This is a genomic window from Rummeliibacillus stabekisii (genome assembly GCF_007988965.1).
Lineage (GTDB): Bacteria > Bacillota > Bacilli > Bacillales_A > Planococcaceae > Rummeliibacillus > Rummeliibacillus stabekisii.
On record NZ_BJVD01000009.1, the window covers coordinates 58,978 to 73,337 of the forward strand.

Sequence of the window (14,360 nt, forward strand, 5' to 3'; positions counted from 1 at the left end):
TTATCCTCCTATACGTTGACTTAAAATAGCTTCGCCAAATATTAAGTCCTCTTTAGTAGTTATTTTAACGTTTTCATAGCTACTTTCAACTATATATACAGATTGTCCTAAACGTTCAACGAGCATCGCTTCATCTGTTCCTAAAAAATTGTCTACTTCTGCTTGCTGTTCCGCCTGTTTTAAAAGTGTGAAATCGAAAGCTTGCGGTGTTTGAATCATCCATAAACTTGAACGATCAACAGTTCCTTTAATCTTTCCGTTCTCTACTACTTTCATTGTATCTTTTGCTCTTACGCCTGCAATGGCAGCACCTTTTTTCTCGGCTGCTTCTACTAATTCATGGATTATAGGAGTGGTGATAAATGGTCTTGCCGCATCATGTACCAAAACGATCTGGCCATCCTCTATCTGCTTCACGCAGGCTACAACACTATGTTGTCTTTCTTCTCCGCCATTCGGCATGGCCTTCACTTTTGTAATATGGTATTTTTCTAAAAGTGTTTGAATATAGAGTCTTTCATCAGGCTTTACTGCTAACCAAATTCCTCTGCATGCTTCATCCTGTTGGAAAACCTCTAGCGTATGGATCAAAATGGGCTTATTTCGCAGCTCCAAAAATAATTTGTTTTGTCCAGCAGCCATCCTTTTTCCGCTTCCAGCCGCTGGTAATATTACATCATACTGCATTACATTCACTCTTTCTTAATAGAAAAGGACAAGGTAAATTACCCTGCCTCTCTACATTTTATTACGAAAAGTGCCTAGCCTGCACTTTTGCCATTGTTTTTTGGCTTAGCAAAAATCATACGCCCTGCTGATGTTTGCAGCACGCTTGTCACGGTAACAACAATTGCTTGGCCGATATATGATTTTCCTTCTTCAACCACAATCATTGTCCCGTCATCTAAATATGCAACACCTTGATTATGCTCTTTACCATCTTTAATCACCAGCACATTCATTTCTTCCCCAGGAATGACCACTGGTTTGACTGCATTTGCTAAATCATTAATATTTAACACTTTCACATTATGAAGATCGCACACTTTATTTAAATTAAAGTCATTCGTTAAAATCTGACCGCCCATTTTTTTCGCCAAACGAACTAATTTTAAATCAACCTCTTGCACATCCTCAAAGTCCACTTCAGTGATTAAAACTTGTGTAGCTCTTTCATCTTGCAATTTTTTCAAAATATCAAGCCCACGACGCCCTCTCGTCCTTTTCAACGTGTCAGATGAGTCTGCTATATGTTGAAGCTCAGTTAATACGAATTGAGGTACAACGAATGTTCCCTCGATAAAGCCTGTTTCTGAGATATCAGCAATCCGGCCATCAATGATGACACTAGTATCTAAAAGCTTATACTTTGCATCGTCGAGTTCTACATCCTCTCCCATTGCCTTTTTCTTTGAAGCATTCGTTGATTGAGCTTTCCCTGCTGTAAATACATGAATCAGCTCATCTCTCTTTTTAAAACCGACCTGGAATCCGAGATAGCCGAGAACAATGGACAATAGGACAGATAAGATAGGCACAATCGTAGTGATTAAAGGAATTTTGATGTTATCAATAGAAAAGCCAATTAGGTAAGCAAGTATCAACCCAATAATTAAACCTAATGTCCCGAACAACAAATCTCCTACCGGTGCTTTTAATAATTTATCTTCCATCCACCGAATAAATTTTACAAAGTAATCTGAAACCCAAAATGAGAAAGCAAATAACAAGATGGCTCCTACAGCCACTGATGTATACGGATTATTCAACCACGGGTTATCTGATAGATGAATGATTTGGTATAATAGCGGTAAGACAAATAAACCCACAGTCCCTCCAATAAAAAGAAACGCAATTTGGATTATTCCCTTTAACATTCAGGCACCTCCTTTTTTTATTTTAATTATACATAGTTTACCTTTGATGCGTCTTGTGAAACCTCTTTCTTACACCCTATGACAAAGATGGACTAATCTTGACACAGAACATGAAAAAGCATTCATTTAGCAAGTGCAACGAGGTGAAGCGGAATAGCTGCGAAGGTTTTCTAACATGATGTGAAACTCTTAATATGCTGTTATTCAGGAGCTCACTTCTCAGCTAATTAACCTTTATAGTGCCTTCTATTCCGACTCCTTATAATTCCCCCGATAAATATATAAATAACCATGCATTACACAAAAAACATCTTATGCCTTATCAAAACTTAATTTTAGCGCTTGATTAACTGTATCTACCCCGACTACTTCAATGGTATCTGGATACTCAAAGCCACCCAAGTTGGATGCTGGGACAATCGCGCGTTTGAACCCTAGTTTGGCTGCTTCCTGGATTCTTTGTTCAATCCGTGACACTCTTCGCACTTCACCTGTTAATCCTACTTCTCCGATATAACAATCCATTGGTTTAGCAGCTGTATCTCTAAAGCTTGAAACAATGCTTACAAGAACCGCTAAATCAATAGCAGGCTCATCTAGCTTTACCCCGCCTGCTACCTTTATATAAGCATCTTGTGCCTGTAAAAGCATGCCCATCCTTTTTTCTAATACTGCCATCAATAAGGATATTCGGTTTTGGTCTACACCTGTTGCCATTCGCTTTGGATAATTAAAACTTGAAGGCGTCACGAGAGCTTGTACTTCTACTAAGATAGGGCGAGTCCCTTCCATCGAGGCCACAACAGTGGAGCCCGGGGCACCCTGTGAACGTTCTTGCAGAAACAATTCTGAAGGGTTTAATACTTCCTTCAAACCATTTTGGAGCATTTCAAAAATAGCAATTTCATTAGTAGAACCAAATCTATTTTTTTGGCTCCGTAGAATGCGATAAGTGTGGTGGCGTTCTCCTTCAAAGTAAAGGACCGTATCCACCATATGTTCAAGTATCCTTGGCCCTGCGATTTGGCCTTCCTTCGTCACATGTCCAACTAAGAAAATTGCAATATTCTTCGTTTTCGCGATACGCATAAATTCAGCAGTACATTCTCTAACCTGTGAGACACTTCCCGGTGCGCTTGTTACATTCGGGTGGTACACTGTTTGAATGGAGTCCACAATAACAAACTTGGGGTTCACTTCTTCAATCGTTTGATTTAGAAATTCAAGATTCGTTTCTGAATAAATGTAAAGCTCTTCGGATTTTACGCCTAGTCTTTCAGCTCTTAGCTTCGTTTGGCGAATAGATTCTTCTCCGGAAATATAGAGGACACGATGCCCTTTATTCGAAAGAATCGCTGAAACTTGCAGCAAAAGCGTGGATTTTCCAATCCCCGGATCCCCACCAATTAGGACAAGTGAGCCTGGGACAATCCCACCTCCTAGGACGCGATTCAGTTCATTTAGTTCCGTTTCGATCCTTGGTGCATCTTCTGTTTCAACTGCAATTAATGGCGTAGCTTTTTGCGTTACTGACGAGGAATGCTGAAAAGCCCCTCTTGGCCCCTTGGATACTACTTCTACTTCTTCCACCATTGTATTCCAATCACCGCAACCAGGACATCTACCTAGCCATTTTGGCGATTCATATCCACATGCATTACAAAAAAACTTTGTCTTCTTTTTGGCCATTTTATATCTCCTGCCATTTTTAGTCTTACTCTTATTATAAAACAAGGCGTCCCAAATTTCGCATTTGGAACGCCTCACTGTTGCGTATTATTTTTCAATACGTTGACATAAAGTTCACTATTTTGTTGCTAATTCTTTGACATTCACGACAAATTCTCCATCTTTAACATCAAATTCAACGCGTTGTCCAGTTAAGACAGTGCCTTTTAATATTTCTTCTGATAGGCGGTCTTCTATATTTTTTTGGATAGCTCTGCGCAATGGGCGGGCACCGTATTGCGGATCGTATCCTTCTTCTGCAATTTTGTCGATTGCTTCCGTTGTAAGATCGAGCGTAATATCTTGTTCATGTAGGCGTTTTGTTAATTGTTTTACCATTAGATTTACAATTTTGCGCAAATCTTCTTTTTCTAATGAGTGGAAGACAATCATTTCGTCGATACGGTTTAAGAACTCTGGACGGAATGCTTTTTTCAATTCTTCCATCATGACACTTTTTGCATTTTCTTGGCTTTGTGATGCACTTTGAGCACCAAAACCAAGTGATTTGCGGTATTTTAATGCCTCTGCACCTACATTGGATGTCATAATAACCACCGTATTACGGAAGTCCACTACACGGCCTTTGGAATCCGTTAAACGGCCATCGTCCAACACTTGTAATAAGATATTGAAAACATCCGGGTGAGCTTTCTCAATTTCATCAAGCAAAATAACAGAATATGGTTTGCGGCGTACTTTCTCTGTCAGCTGACCACCTTCCTCAAAACCGACATATCCTGGAGGCGATCCAACAAGTCGAGAAGTCGAATGTTTTTCCATGTATTCGGACATATCTACACGGATCATGGCATCTTCATCACCGAACATTACTTCAGCTAAAGCCCGGGCAAGTTCTGTTTTACCAACACCTGTTGGGCCTAAGAAAATAAAGGAACCGATTGGACGTTTTGGATCTTTTAATCCTGCACGAGCACGGCGAATCGCTCTTGAAATAGCTTCAACTGCTTCGCTTTGGCCTACTACTCGTTTATGCAACTCATCCTCTAAGTTCAACAGCTTCTCTGATTCAGCTTGCGCCAGTTTAGAGACCGGGACACCCGTCCACATGGACACAACTTCCGCAATATCATTCACCGTTACCTTAGATTCTGATTTACCTTGCGCTTCTTTCCATTCTTTTTTCGTGCTGTTCAATTTATCTTTAAGCTTTTGTTCAGAATCACGTAAGGACGCAGCTTTTTCAAATTCTTGAGATTGGACTGCAGCCATTTTTTCAGAATGAAGTGAGTCTAGCTCTTGTTCTAATTCTTTTAAATCTGGTGGTGTTGTAAATGAACGCAACCTAACTTTAGATCCTGCTTCATCGATTAAGTCAATTGCTTTGTCAGGCAAGAAACGGTCTGAAATGTAACGGTCTGACATTTTAGCAGCCGCTTCAATAGCTTCATCTGTAATTTTGACACGGTGATGAGCTTCATAACGGTCGCGCAGCCCATTAATAATTTGAATAGCTTCCTCTACTGATGGTTCATCGACTTGTATTGGTTGGAAGCGACGTTCAAGTGCTGCATCTTTTTCAATGTACTTGCGGTATTCATCTAATGTTGTAGCACCAATACATTGTAATTCTCCTCGAGCAAGTGATGGTTTCAAGATATTTGAAGCATCAATTGCTCCTTCTGCTCCACCAGCACCAATCAATGTGTGCAACTCATCGATAAATAGGATAACGTTTCCTGCTTGGCGAATTTCATCCATTACCTTTTTCAAACGGTCTTCAAATTCACCACGGTATTTTGTACCTGCTACGACTGTTCCCATATCAAGCGTCATAACACGTTTATCGCGCAATGTTTCAGGCACTTCATTGTTTACGATTTGTTGTGCAAGACCTTCTGCAATAGCTGTTTTACCGACACCTGGCTCCCCGATTAATACAGGGTTGTTTTTAGTACGGCGAGACAGCACTTCAATTACGCGTGTAATTTCTTTGCTGCGTCCAATCACAGGATCCAAGCTGCCTTCTCGTGCTATTTGAGTAAGGTCTCTTGCTAAGCCATCGAGCGTAGGTGTATTAGCTGTCGGCGCACTATTATTGCTTGCTTGTGGATGATCATTACTTCCAAGCAGTTGTAGTACTTGCTGACGGGCTTTGTTTAGACTGACACCCGCATTATTTAACACACGAGCTGCTACACCTTCGCCTTCTCGAATTAACGCAAGCAATAAATGTTCTGTACCAATGTATGAATGGCCCAGTTTGCGAGATTCATCGACTGATAATTCAATGACCTTTTTAGCACGTGGTGTATAGTGTACAATTGGGCCTACATTTTTAGTGCCGACACCAACCAATTCTTCAATACCTTCTTCAATCATTTCTGTACTCACGTTGATTGCTTCAAGCGCTTTTGCCGCTATGCCGCCTCCTTCACGTATGAGGCCAAGCAAAATATGTTCTGTGCCAATGGCTTCGTGTTTCATACGAATTGCCTCTTCCTGTGCTAATTGCAGAACTTTTTGAGCGCGCTGTGTAAATCGATTGTACATCATGAAGATCCTCTCCTTTTTACTGTTATATTATTTAACCGTCGTATTGTTTAATTTTTCTCGAATAATTGTTGCTCGAAATACATCTCTTTCGTTCGCCTGGAGCGTTGTACCAGCAAGCTGCTGCAAGAAACCAGGCTGCATAATCAACATACATTCATTCAAAACTCTATCCGGATATGTTGGAATTAATCCCAAATCTATACCCAACCGGACATTTGATAAACAATTAGCCGCTTCTTCACTAGATAAAATCCTTGCATATTTCAACACACCTAATGATCGATTTAAACGATCTGAAACAGCAATGGATGCGTGTTCTAGCAAAGCTCTACGGGCACCGATTTCTTTTTGAATAATTTGCTCGGCTACACTTTGTAGATCCAAAATAATATCTTCTTCTGGCTTGCCAAGGGTGATTTGGTTAGAAATTTGATAATAATTCCCGAGAGCTTCGGTACCTTCTCCGTATATTCCTCTTACAACCATCCCTAAACGAGCCATTGTATTCATCAGCGTTCCCATTTGGTTAGTCGCAGTGAGAGCAGGTAAATGCATCATCACTGATGCCCGAAGTCCTGTACCTGTGTTTGTTGGACAGCTTGTAAGGTAGCCAAATGAATCATCGAAAGCATATGATAGCTTTCTTTCTAAAAGCCGGTCCACTTCATCAGCCAACTGATAAGCTTTATCCAATTGCAGGCCTGGTTGTAAGCTTTGTATGCGGATATGGTCTTCTTCATTTACCATGATGCTAATCGTTTCATCATCCGACACTAAGATAGAGCCTGTTTTTGTTTTATTTGCTAATTGCGGGCTAATCAAATGCTTCTCTACCAAAACCTGACGCTTAAGAGAGGGCATATCATGGAGTGAGAAATAAGAGAATGGCATATCAAATTTCTGATCTCCATCAATCAATGCATTCGATACCATTTTGTCAATTTGCAATGCTTCATCTTCTGAGAATGCCCGAGGAAACCGAAATCCATTGATATTTCTTGCCAAGCGAATTCTTGTACTCATGACAATATCGCCGAATGTACTATCCCCTCTCATCCATATAGGAGGTTTACTTTGCAGAAAGTGGTCAATGTTCATCTCTTTTCTCACCTCCTCCATTCAATTTGTTTTCAAGCAATTTAACCTCATCTCGAATTTCCGCGGCGTCTTCAAAACGTTCCTCTTCCACTGCTGTTTTCATATCTTGTCGCAGCGCTTCAATTTGGCGTTTTGTCTGATAGCTCTCATTAATGGATCCAGGAACCTTGCCTATATGTTCTGTAGCGCCATTATGAAGCCGTTTTAATACCTGTGGCAAAAAATCTTTAAACGTCTCATAACATGTTGGACAATTGAATTTCCCTTCTTCGAGAAATTGCCTATATGTCATGCCGCATTGTGGACAGCTTTCATTTTGCACTTTACTTTGTGGCTTCTTGATAGGCACATCCTGTACTGACCAGCTTGGCGTTCCGAATAAATTTGAAAATAGTTTTTGCATGGCATTGGAACTATCACCAGGTTCAAGATTCACGTGAAAGTGATCTAGCTGCTTATTGCATACATCACAAAAGTGCCTTGTTATCTTATTGCCGTTTTTCATCTGTGTGACTGTAATTGTAGCAGGCCGCTGTTTACAATTTTCACATATCATCTTTAACACCTCTTTGCATTTGCTGGTCGTATTTCACCGCTAGTAACATCGCCCTCATAATGCGCGCTCGTAGTTCATCGCGTAAAGGTAAATGGAGGGACAATACTGAACGGTCTAGTGCCGCTATCATCATCCTTGCTTCTCTTTGCGTTATTACATCTTCATCAATTAACCGAAAAATAAAGTCCTGTGCAGACGACTGTGTGATAGAATCACCAATTTGATGCATAATCTCTTCAATCAACTCGGTTCCTGAGCTTGCTCTAACACGTAAAATCCGTATATAGCCACCCCCGCCTCGCTTACTTTCAACGATATACCCTCGCTCGGCTGTAAACCTTGTATTGATGACATAATTGATTTGGGAAGGTACACATTGAAATTTGTCTGCAATTTCACTTCGTTTGATTTCAATATGACCTTTACCACCTAATTCAATAATCTCTTTTAAATACCCTTCAATAATGTCTGAGATATTCCGCATTTTTATTCCACCTCACTCGCTTCACTGACTTTGACTAACTTTGACTTTATTATATGTGCCATCAAAAAATGATGCAAATATTTTGCTTAACCTGGAAAATCGTTATTCATTCTCCTAATATACACAAAAAACATACTGCTATATGCAGTATGTTCATAAGTTTTTGTATTAAATCCACTTTCCAACAATCGGATATTCCCAATGTGTTCCCTGAAGTGCTCTAATTATACCGATAATAGGTATAATAACGCCCATAATCCCGAAAATAATTATCATCGGAATGCCAATAATCGCAAGAATTATAGTGAAGGTCAGGATGCCTCCAACTGTAACGAGCAGCCACATAACGAATTGGAACAGCAGTGCTTGAATTGACAAACGTTTTATCTCTTCATCTCTAATAAACACAAAAATAAGAATCGGGACTAAACATGGGGCAAAAAAAGCGCTCGCATGCAAAATAACTTTTAACCCTTTATTCTCCATCTTGTTATTCACTCACTTTCAATATCAATTTTTACTTAACTTAATTTACGTATTACATTAAATATAGTTTCATTTTTTTATACCTCTCTTATATAAGGAATTTCTCCTTTCTGGCATTGTTTACATAATTGTGAGAGGATAAATATACGAATATTGTTGAAATGAGGATTTGAGATGATTCGGACGCTTGGTATCACTAATGATCAACAACTCTTAGCTGATTTTTCGCTCGAAGAGATTAAAACCGGCAAGTTTATATGGTATTGGGTCGATTTTGAATCGCCTACCACAGAAGAAAATAGATTACTTAGCAGCTTTTTTCATTTTCACCCCTTAGCCATCGAGGATAGTTTAATGAGACTACAACGGCCTAAACTGGATTATTACGAGGGGTACCATTTTCTTGTTGCTCATAAAATAAATAAAGAAACATTTGAAGGGGAAGAGGTCAATTTATTTGTAGCGCCAGACTTTATTGTCACCTATCATCACTCACCTGCCCCCGAGTTTGCCATCGTGAAAGAACGAATTGAAGAAATGCCAGCTTCCTGGGAGCGCGGATCCCTGTATATTGCCTATCAAGTACTTGATAAAATTGTTGATGGTTACTTTCCGTTAGTATATGACATCGAAGATCATTTGAATGAAATAGACGATGAAATCGGTTTTAAGAGTACGACAAAATCAATGAAATATGTATTTGATCTAAGGAGCGATTTGCTTCATATTCGCCGCATCGTTTTGCCAATGCGCGATTTACTTTATCGAATTTTAAATTCCTATCGCTTCCGCTTGAATGACCAGGAACGAGCTTACTTTATGGATATACACGACCATTTGATTAAGCTGACAGAAATGGTGGAATCGAATCGGGAACTGACAGCAGACATGCGAGATAGCCATATGTCGATAAACTCGAGCCGGATGAATGGCATTATGATGATTTTGACTATTATTTCTTCCATATTCATACCGCTGACATTTATTGCAGGTGTCTATGGAATGAATTTTAAAAATATGCCTGAGCTCAATTGGCATTATGGTTACTTTATTATCTTATTCATTATGTTTGGCATTGCCTTTTCGATGGCCATCTGGTTTAAGTTGAAGGGATGGTTTGACTATAGACCGTAAAAACGAAAATAGAACAGCTGCAAAGTTCTCTATACTTTGCAGGCTATTCCATTTAAAGTTGGTTTCTATTAATCTCATTAATATGGGATTTATTTAGGAGTATCCTTTAAACCAAAAAGGACAAAAGACAGGAGATAAGTGACGATGGTTGCACCGATTGTAATATAGATTCTGTGGCTCATTGGCACTTCTGTATAGTTAGCATTTAGAAGCATTAACGATGAGACTGCTACTACCATTGCTAATGGCAGTGCATATTTCATTCCTCTTTTTGTATCCATGCTGTACATCCTATTCTTGTGATTTTTTCTTTATTGTAGCATGTTCTACCTAGCTCGAATAGATAAAGAAACGATAATAGGCGGTTGCTGTTATAAGATACAGCAACCGCCTATTTGTATAATATACCGATTATTATAAAGTAAAGAACTTGCTTGGCATTTCGCGCTTTTCTTTACGAATCTTCCGGCGTATCGAGCCTGATTCGAATAATTTCTTTTCTTGTTCTGTTTCTGGGAAAACGGGCGCTACTTCCTGAGGTGCACCATTGGTATCTACTGCTACCATAGTAACGAAAGATTCTGTCGTTAGTTTTTTTACACCTGTGTCGATATTAGTAGAATGCACCACGATATATAACTCCATCGATGTGCGTCCAGTAGAACTAACAATTGCCTCTAGTTCTAGGACTTCTCCTGAACGAACTGGCGAATAAAAGTCCACTGAGTCGAAAGATGCTGTTACTGTTTGCATTTTTGCATGCTTCATGGACGTAATCGCTGCGATCTCATCAATATACGCCAACACTTTCCCACCAAAAATCGTGCTCATATGGTTGGTATCGGGCGGTAAAACCAATCTTGTTTGTATTGTTCTTGAACTGCCCATTGGCACTGCTTCTAGCATCGTATACACTCCTCACGTATCTTTTAACACATAATTTTAAAGGGAAGCCCTTGTTCAACAAGTCTTGTCTCTGTAATAGATCGGCTTCTCCAAACATACTACAGTTTAGTCTTAATCGTAATAAACTTCAAATCAGTCATTTCGTTCACTGCATATTTAATGCCTTCGCGTCCATATCCACTATTCTTCACTCCACCATATGGCATGTTATCTATACGGAATGTTGGTACATCATTAATGATGACTGCACCGGCTTCTAATTCCTCTGCTGCTCTCATGGCATCTTCTAAATTATTTGTAAAGATCCCTGCATTTAAACCTAAATCTGATTGGTTTACTAAATTAATCGCTTCATCGAATGTGTCATATGGAACAATGGAAACAATCGGAGCAAATGTTTCCTGGCATGCTACCTTCATATCAGGCTGAACATTAGCCATGACAGTTGGTGTTAAGGTACGCTCTGTGAAAGTTCCGCCTGTAGCAACGGTTGCACCTTGCTCTTTCGCCTCTTCAATCCATTGCATAATGCGTGTAACTTCTTTTGGATTAATCATTGCACTTACATCTGTTTTTTCGTCCAAAGGATCGCCTACTACCAATTTTTCCGTAGTTGCAACAAAGGCATTTAAAAATTGGTCATAAATTGATTGATGGACATAAATACGCTGTAGTGAAATACATACTTGTCCTGCGTAACCAAATGCGCCACTTACACAGCGATCTATAACTTTATCGATTGGCACACTTGGTTCTACAATCAAGCCTGCATTAGAACCCAATTCAAGCGTTACCTTTCGCAATCCTACTTTTTCTTTAATCTTCAATCCAACAGAACTGCTGCCTGTAAACGTAACCTTTTTGACGAGCGGATGTGTAACAAGCGTATCGCTTAACTCGCTTCCACTTCCAGTAACGATTTGAAGCATCCCATCAGGTAAACCTGCATCTTTAAAGATTCCAGCCATTACAAGGCTGCTTAAAGGTGTTTGTCCAGCAGGCTTTAAAACAACTGCGTTACCCACAGCAAATGCAGGACCTAATTTATGTGCTACTAAGTTAAAAGGAAAATTAAATGGCGTAATGGCTGATATAACACCTAAAGGTACGCGTTTTGTCCAACCAATCCGATCTTTTCCACCCGGCGCAGCATCCATCGGAAGTGTTTCACCACTTAATCCTTTAGCTGCCTCGGCTGCAAATTGGTACGTTGTAATGGTACGATCAATTTCAGTAAGGGCAGCTGTGATAGGCTTTCCTGCTTCTCTCGCTGCTATTTCAGCTAGATCTTGCTTGCGCTCTTTCATTAACTCTGCCACTCGATATAAAATTTCAGCTCTTTCATATGCTGTTGATGATTTAAATTGAAGAAAGGCTTGATGTGCACCTTCAATGCTTCGTTCTACATCATTCACGGTGGCTTTCGCTATATTTGAAATATACTCTCCATTATAAGGAGCGGTTAATTCATAGCTTTCAGCTGTGCTAACCCACTCACCATTAATCCATAATTTTGTTTCCTTCACAGATGACACCTCCGTTAAAGTTATACCCCTCTTATTCCATACTAACATGATTACTTTTTCATATCCTAAATAGATGCCTAGCATTTCCCAAACAGAAAAAACTCCAGCTATCTTAGCCTGGAGTTTTGTGCTGATATTAAATTGTACACTTTTCTCGTTAATCCTATTCATAAACTCTTGATTCAATCACGAAATGTTCTTTTTCAATACTATCCAGTGAAAACGAAGCGCCTCTGCCAGGCTTCACATCTAAGATCAGTTGGGTATGCTTCATATACTCATAGTGGCTTTTGTGTATATAAAATGGCACATCGCCAACTATACCAAGAAGTAGATCCTGTTCACCTACTCGAAAATCCTCTTCTTTATAGCACATAGGTGCAGAGCCATCACAGCACCCACTAGATTGAAAAATTAAAATCGGACCATGCAACGATTTCATATAATCGATAAACTCAAGAGCTTTATCTGTCGCTTGTATACATTCTGTCATCTAGGATCCACGGCTATTCTAGAAGAAACCTTGTGGCTTACGATTATAGCTGACAAGTAAATTCTTCGTTTGTTGATAATGTTCTAACATCATTGCGTGGTTTTCACGACCAATGCCTGATTGCTTATAACCGCCAAACGCTGCGCCCGCTGGATATTGGTGATACGTATTTGTCCATACACGACCAGCTTCAATAGCGCGTCCTGCACGATAAGCGATATCACCTGAACGGGACCATACACCTGCACCTAAACCATATACGGTGTCATTTGCAATTTCGATGGCTTCATCAAAGTCTTTAAACGTAGTGACGCCAAGGACTGGGCCAAATATTTCCTCCTGGAAAATACGCATTTTATTATGGCCTTTGAATACAGTTGGTTTTATATAATAACCATCCTCAAAACCATCTATCTGATTGTGTTCACCACCGATTAAGCACTCTGCTCCTTCCTCTTTGCCTAATTTTAAGTATGATAGAATTTTTTGCTGTTGCTCGTTTGATGCCTGTGCCCCCATCATTACTTCTGTATCAAGCGGATTGCCAATCTTAATTGATTCAATTCTCGCCATAGCTCGTTCAATGAATTGATCATAAATAGATTCTTGCACTAATGCACGGGAAGGGCATGTACAAACCTCTCCAGAGTTGAAAGCAAACATTACAAAACCTTCAATTGCTTTATCTAAAAAATCATCATCATGCTCCATAACATCTTCAAAGAAGATATTTGGCGATTTACCACCAAGTTCAAGGGTAACAGGAATAATGTTTTCGGTTGCATATTGCATTACTTGGCGACCTACCGCAGTAGAACCCGTGAAAGCAATTTTAGCAATGCGAGGGTTTGTAGCAAGTGGTTTGCCTACTTCTACGCCATAACCGTTAACTACATTCACCACACCAGCAGGAAGTAGATCTTGAATTAATTCCATTAGCACCATAATAGATGCAGGCGTTTGTTCTGCTGGTTTTAATACAACACAGTTACCCGCAGCAAGCGCAGGAGCCAATTTCCAGACAGCCATTAATATTGGGAAGTTCCAAGGAATGATTTGACCAACGACGCCAAGTGGTTCTTGGAAATGATAGGCTACAGTATCATTGTCTAGTTGAGTCGTACGGCCTTCTTGTGCACGAATAGCACTGGCGAAATAACGGAAATGGTCTGCAGCCAGCGGAATATCCGCATTCAATGTTTCACGGACAGCTTTACCGTTATCCCAAGTTTCTGCTACAGCCAATAGCTCTATATTATCTTCAATTCTATCAGCAATTTTATTTAAAATACGGGCACGTTCAGCAGTAGAAGTCTTGCCCCATTCGCTTCTTGCACTATGCGCTGCATCTAAAGCTAGTTCAATATCATCTGCAGTGGAACGAGCTACTTTTGTGAATACTTGTCCATCCACTGGTGATATATTGTCGAAGTATTGGCCTTTAACAGGCTCTACCCATTCGCCCCCGATAAAGTTATCATATTGATCTTTAAATTGAACGACAGCACCTTCAGCATTTGGTTTTGCATAAATCATGTCCGATCTCCCCCTTATG

14 protein-coding genes are annotated in these 14,360 nt (G+C 39.8%); 1 reads left to right on the plus strand and 13 read right to left on the minus strand.

What is annotated here, in order from left to right; translation table 11 throughout:
* From ispD to RST01_RS13195, 8 genes are all read right to left on the minus strand, one after another.
* Complete coding sequence (ispD, locus tag RST01_RS13160) at positions 1–687, minus strand: 2-C-methyl-D-erythritol 4-phosphate cytidylyltransferase (protein ID WP_147197430.1); 687 nt, start codon at positions 685–687, stop codon at positions 1–3.
* Positions 688–761: 74 nt separating this feature from the next.
* On the minus strand, positions 762–1,877 hold the full coding sequence (locus RST01_RS13165) for a PIN/TRAM domain-containing protein (protein ID WP_147197432.1): 1,116 nt from the start codon (positions 1,875–1,877) through the stop codon (positions 762–764).
* A 312-nt stretch (positions 1,878–2,189) separates the two neighbouring features.
* Complete coding sequence (gene radA / locus RST01_RS13170; protein WP_147197434.1) at positions 2,190–3,566, minus strand: DNA repair protein RadA; 1,377 nt, start codon at positions 3,564–3,566, stop codon at positions 2,190–2,192.
* Positions 3,567–3,683: 117 nt separating this feature from the next.
* On the minus strand, positions 3,684–6,122 hold the full coding sequence (locus tag RST01_RS13175) for an ATP-dependent Clp protease ATP-binding subunit (RefSeq protein WP_147197436.1): 2,439 nt from the start codon (positions 6,120–6,122) through the stop codon (positions 3,684–3,686).
* Positions 6,123–6,149: 27 nt separating this feature from the next.
* Positions 6,150–7,220, minus strand: coding sequence for a protein-arginine kinase McsB (mcsB, locus tag RST01_RS13180; protein WP_147197438.1), 1,071 nt, complete (start codon positions 7,218–7,220; stop codon positions 6,150–6,152).
* A complete protein-coding gene (locus tag RST01_RS13185; RefSeq protein ID WP_066790986.1) occupies positions 7,210–7,776 on the minus strand; it encodes a UvrB/UvrC motif-containing protein in 567 nt (188 codons plus the stop codon). Before RST01_RS13185 ends, mcsB begins: the two co-directional genes overlap by 11 nt.
* The gene (locus RST01_RS13190; protein WP_066790988.1) at positions 7,766–8,260 is read right to left on the minus strand and encodes a CtsR family transcriptional regulator; all 495 of its coding nucleotides are present in this window, start codon (positions 8,258–8,260) and stop codon (positions 7,766–7,768) included. Before RST01_RS13190 ends, RST01_RS13185 begins: the two co-directional genes overlap by 11 nt.
* A 168-nt stretch (positions 8,261–8,428) precedes the next feature.
* Complete coding sequence (locus RST01_RS13195; protein ID WP_147197440.1) at positions 8,429–8,746, minus strand: magnetosome magnetite crystal formation protein family; 318 nt, start codon at positions 8,744–8,746, stop codon at positions 8,429–8,431.
* 174 nt (positions 8,747–8,920) lie between these two features.
* Here RST01_RS13195 and corA point away from each other — a divergent pair, with 174 nt between their 5' ends.
* Positions 8,921–9,880, plus strand: coding sequence for a magnesium/cobalt transporter CorA (gene corA / locus RST01_RS13200; RefSeq protein ID WP_147197442.1), 960 nt, complete (start codon positions 8,921–8,923; stop codon positions 9,878–9,880).
* Between the two features lie 89 nt (positions 9,881–9,969).
* Here the strand turns inward: corA and RST01_RS13205 are convergent, their stop codons facing one another.
* From RST01_RS13205 to exaC, 5 genes are all read right to left on the minus strand, one after another.
* Positions 9,970–10,161 (minus strand): hypothetical protein, encoded by a 192-nt coding sequence (locus tag RST01_RS13205; protein ID WP_066790995.1) that lies wholly within the window; start codon positions 10,159–10,161, stop codon positions 9,970–9,972.
* Between the two features lie 133 nt (positions 10,162–10,294).
* Positions 10,295–10,786, minus strand: coding sequence for an acyl-CoA thioesterase (locus RST01_RS13210; protein ID WP_066790997.1), 492 nt, complete (start codon positions 10,784–10,786; stop codon positions 10,295–10,297).
* 98 nt (positions 10,787–10,884) lie between these two features.
* Positions 10,885–12,312 (minus strand): aldehyde dehydrogenase family protein, encoded by a 1,428-nt coding sequence (locus RST01_RS13215; RefSeq protein ID WP_147197444.1) that lies wholly within the window; start codon positions 12,310–12,312, stop codon positions 10,885–10,887.
* Positions 12,313–12,475: 163 nt separating this feature from the next.
* Entirely contained in the window at positions 12,476–12,805 is a 330-nt protein-coding gene (locus tag RST01_RS13220; RefSeq protein ID WP_147197445.1) for a DUF779 domain-containing protein, read from the minus strand.
* Between the two features lie 18 nt (positions 12,806–12,823).
* Positions 12,824–14,341: an acetaldehyde dehydrogenase ExaC gene (gene exaC, locus RST01_RS13225; RefSeq protein WP_147197447.1), complete on the minus strand. Its 1,518-nt coding sequence runs from the start codon at positions 14,339–14,341 to the stop codon at positions 12,824–12,826.
* Between the last annotated feature and the right edge of the window lie 19 nt (positions 14,342–14,360).